This window comes from Psychromonas sp. (genome assembly GCF_983033635.1).
Map to the genome: position 1 here is coordinate 1 of NZ_CEZLMY010000094.1, position 3,986 is coordinate 3,986.

3 protein-coding genes are annotated in these 3,986 nt (G+C 37.0%); all 3 read left to right on the forward strand.

The genetic code is table 11. The features are described 5' to 3' along the window. Window positions 1-60: 60 nt before the first annotated feature. Window positions 61-1,851 (forward strand): ATP-binding protein, encoded by a 1,791-nt coding sequence (locus tag AC4GME_RS12280; RefSeq protein WP_490379463.1) that lies wholly within the window; start codon window positions 61-63, stop codon window positions 1,849-1,851. A gap of 591 nt (window positions 1,852-2,442) precedes the next feature. Further along, on the forward strand, window positions 2,443-2,949 hold the full coding sequence (locus AC4GME_RS12285; protein ID WP_490376906.1) for a GGDEF domain-containing protein: 507 nt from the start codon (window positions 2,443-2,445) through the stop codon (window positions 2,947-2,949). A gap of 194 nt (window positions 2,950-3,143) precedes the next feature. Next, on the forward strand, window positions 3,144-3,986 hold an 843-nt coding region (locus AC4GME_RS12290; RefSeq protein WP_490379464.1), incomplete at its 3' end, for an FHA domain-containing protein.

Below are 3,986 nucleotides of genomic sequence, written 5' to 3' on the forward strand. Positions count from 1 at the left end.
TTTCAGTTGCTCAAGTTAGTTAAGTTGACTCAGGAAAATACCCGCGAGTTTGTGCGTATCTTGTTTGATAAAGAAAATGTTTCAGCCAATTTACTCGATGTCATTGTTGCACGTACCGACGGTATTCCACTGTTTATTGAAGAACTGGTTAATATGCTTAAGCAAAAGGGCTTAGTGCATAAGTTAAACGGACTATTTGACTTTACCAGCCCGGATAAACTCGATGAAGTGCCGAGTAGTTTGCGCGACTCCCTGCAGCAAAAACTCGATACGCTCGTTTATGCCAAAGAAACCGCACAATTGGCTGCCACTATCGGTCGCGAATTTGATTATGACTTGCTGGTAGCCGCTTCAAATCACAGTGAAGCGCAGGTGCAGAACGATTTAAATGAGTTAATAGATGCCGAGCTTATCTATCAACAACGTAAAGTAAGTGGTGACAGTTATATCTTCAAGCATGCCTTGGTAAGAGATGCGGCTTACCAAAGTGCCTCTCACAGTAACCTTAAAAAGATACATTTAGAAGTTGCAAAAGTTCTGTCTGAAAAAGACGATAGCCAAAAGAATATAACAGCATCTCATTACGCAGATGCAGAAAAATATATAGAGGCGATTGAATATATCACTATTGCAATTAGAGAGTCGATTTCATTATCCAGTTTCATTGAAGCAAAAGCATTCTTCAATATGGCTGAAGTTTGGGCCGAAAAAGAAGTTAGTGAGGTATTGGAACTTAGGTTAGAACTATATAAAAGCATTTTCCCTGCAGCAATATCTCAAGATGGAATGGGAGCTGAAATTGTAGCCTATATAGGTAACCAAATTGTTGAGTTGGAAAAAAAGTTAAATATTAAAGGTGAAATCATTAGTGATGCGCTGTTTTTAAGCCAATGGGCTGAATTGCAGAACTTTCACTATCGATCTGAAACAAATAATGCAATTGTTTCAGGGGAAGCATCTTTAAAACTTGCTGAAAAAGATAGTCACCGACAACGTCAATTATTACTGCTTGCGCAAATGGTGCAAGTTTATACTTGTGCAGGTGATCTGGATAAGTCGATTAGTACAGGAGAGAAAGCGCTTAGTTTATACCGTGAGGAAGAAGATTCTAAAATGTACCATGAGTTTGGCTGGGATCCGAAATGTGTGGCACTCAGTCAAATGAGTCACACTCATGCGCTTTTAGGGGATATATCAAAATCATTTAAGTGTATAGAAGAAGCGAAAAAACATGCAGAGTTCTTAAATAGTGAAATTGACTTAGATATTATTCAAGCATTCGAAACTTTACTTTATTATTTGATTAGAGATAAAAAAACGATACAAATTAAAACATTAGACTTACATGATGATAGAGATTGGACTAAAGACAATTGGTTTAGGCTATTTGTTCAACTTGCAAAGGACTGGTCCGTTACGAAAACAGATATATCAAAATCATTCTGTTCAATGCTCTTATCGGACAATCGGGGAGGGCCTTTATTTTATTGGCTTCCCATGTGGCTAGAGTCTGAAATTAAGATTGGTAATTATGAGGAGATGAAAAAATTAATATTACCCTTGATTGAACTATCTGAACACAATGGCCTGATAGGACCAATCCCTATTCTTTTACGAACATTAGCTCTAATTGAAATTGAAATGGGAAGTAAAGATAAGGCTGAAAATTTATTTAAAGAAGCCTTAAAATTAGCAGGAAATCAAAGTGCACCTATGATGACGCAAGATGTAGCAACTCATTTTTCGAGGTTTTTAATAAACGAAAAACGTACAGATGAATCGCAACAACTGGTTCAAAAAGCTTATAAGAATATTAAGCAGAGTGAACGTATATATATAAATGAACATTAATTAATATTTCATTAACCCTAAAGTAGACACAACTTAGTTTCAACTTTGAAGTGCAACATTTGAGGACAGCCATACCTTTTTGACGGTTTTTATGAAAATAAAAAAGAATTGGATGTCCTGTTTGTTGGTTTGGAGCGCTTTAATTTAAGTTTGTAAGCAACTCAGAGCTTAATTTTTTATTACACTGTATTACAACAGCGCTCAATCCGGATGGCAATGGCTCACTTGTTATATTTTTACTGTGCCTACTTTTCCATCAATCTGTGTTATATGTTTTAAACGCTTTGTTTTCAACATCTTGCCAAATAATTTATGGTTTAAATCACCTTCCTGCTAATTTGATAAGCAGTACTGCCTGCAAGCCTCTAATAATCTATTTCATAACCCGTGTAATAAGGTGTAATAGTTTTTATCTGATAGAAAGGCTAATCTGTTTATCAACAGTCACTTTGCTTAGTTATTATTTCATTTGTTGTAAGCATAACGATTGTACAACTTAAGAAAAGAACCCAGAGGGACCTGGCGTTTGTTATAACTGAGTTTTACGCAAAAACGCAACTCCCTAGATTTGATATGCTGGAGATTGATAAAATGGAACAACTTGCTGTAAATGACAATCTAACGGGCTTAGCTAATCGTAATGAGTTTACGATCTCTTTTCAGAATTCAGTCAGAAATAATATGGAACAGTGTCGAAATTTCTCCTTATTAGTATTAAATCTGGATGGTTTCGAAGAAATCAATAATACATTTGGTCAGCAGTCGGGAGATCTAGTCTTAACCAGTTTTGCGAAGGTTTTATCTAATTGTATCCGCTATCGGGATCAAGTCTTTCGTTATGGTGCTGATGAATTCACTGTTATATTAAATGACTCTGACAAAAATTCGATGCTTGTTATTGTGGATCGTATTCAAAAGGCAATTGTCGATAATTCTTTGCTGTCCGAGTTTAGTGTCTCTTGCAGTATCGGCTGTGCCAATTATCAAAAGAACGATGACCTTGATAGCTTGTTTGAACGCGCAGAGCAGGCTTTATCTCGAGCTAAAACAGAAAGTGAAAATGACTTGGAATTATCGGCATGTGCAGTAGAAAATTAGTTAAAAACTACAATTGGACATACTGCATAATGAATTATTACAAGTGGCTTACAATGCCAGCTAAGCTTTAATTCGACTGGAATATTAAAGCCTCTATTTACTTGTAATAGACGGTAATAGATAATTTATATTGAATAGAGATAAAATTTACGATTACGGTTTTACTTAAAGAGAATTTTACGGACGAAGCTATTATGACAAAAATTATAAATACCAATACTGAAGAGCAGGTGATTTTGCTAATCCAGCATATCTTTGGTCGTCACCCTAGCACTTCGCACACCGTACTGATCAACCCTGACGCATCGCGTATGCACGCAACCATTTTATGGAATGGTGAAGACTGGTTATTACAAGATTCCAGCAGTAATGGTACCTATGTTAATGGTAAGCCTGTATTACACGGTACTAAACAACGCTTACGTAAGGGAGATCTAATCCATTTCGCCAGTCTGCTTGGCGATACTTGGAAAATGCTCGATGTTTCACCGCCAAAAAGCCTGCTAGTGCCAGTTACTCCCGGTTTAAAAACCATCGAATTAGCACATTTAGCCGTATTACCTAATGAAGAGTCTCCTGAAATCACTTTGTATGTGTCACCAAACGGTCATTGGGTTTGTGAAAGTCAGTCGGGAATATCGGTATTGAAAACGGGGGATCTAGTTGGCTGTAATGGACAAACCTGGCGCTTTATTGAAGCTAAAGCAAGCGAAGAAACACAATTCATTGAATCAAAAGAGCTTCCGAACTCGCCGCAGGTCGGTATTTTTTTCGATGTTAGCCAAAATGAAGAGCATGTTTCCTTTAAGCTCAAAATGGACGAGCAGGAATACGACTTAGGGCAACGCAACCACCATTATTTATTGTTATTATTGGCCCGTAAGCGTATCGATGATATGCAGACCGGAATAAGTGTAACGGAGCAGGGCTGGGTAGATAAAGCTGATTTAAGTAAGATGCTCGGGCAAAATGAGAATCATATTAATATCCAAGTCTACCGTTTAAGAAAGCAGCTCGTTGATATTTTACCTAAGTCA

Coding starts and splice junctions, on each gene's coding strand:
- AC4GME_RS12285 (WP_490376906.1), top strand. CDS start 2,443: ATGGAACAACTTGCTGTAAATGACAATCTAACGGGCTTAGCTAATCGT.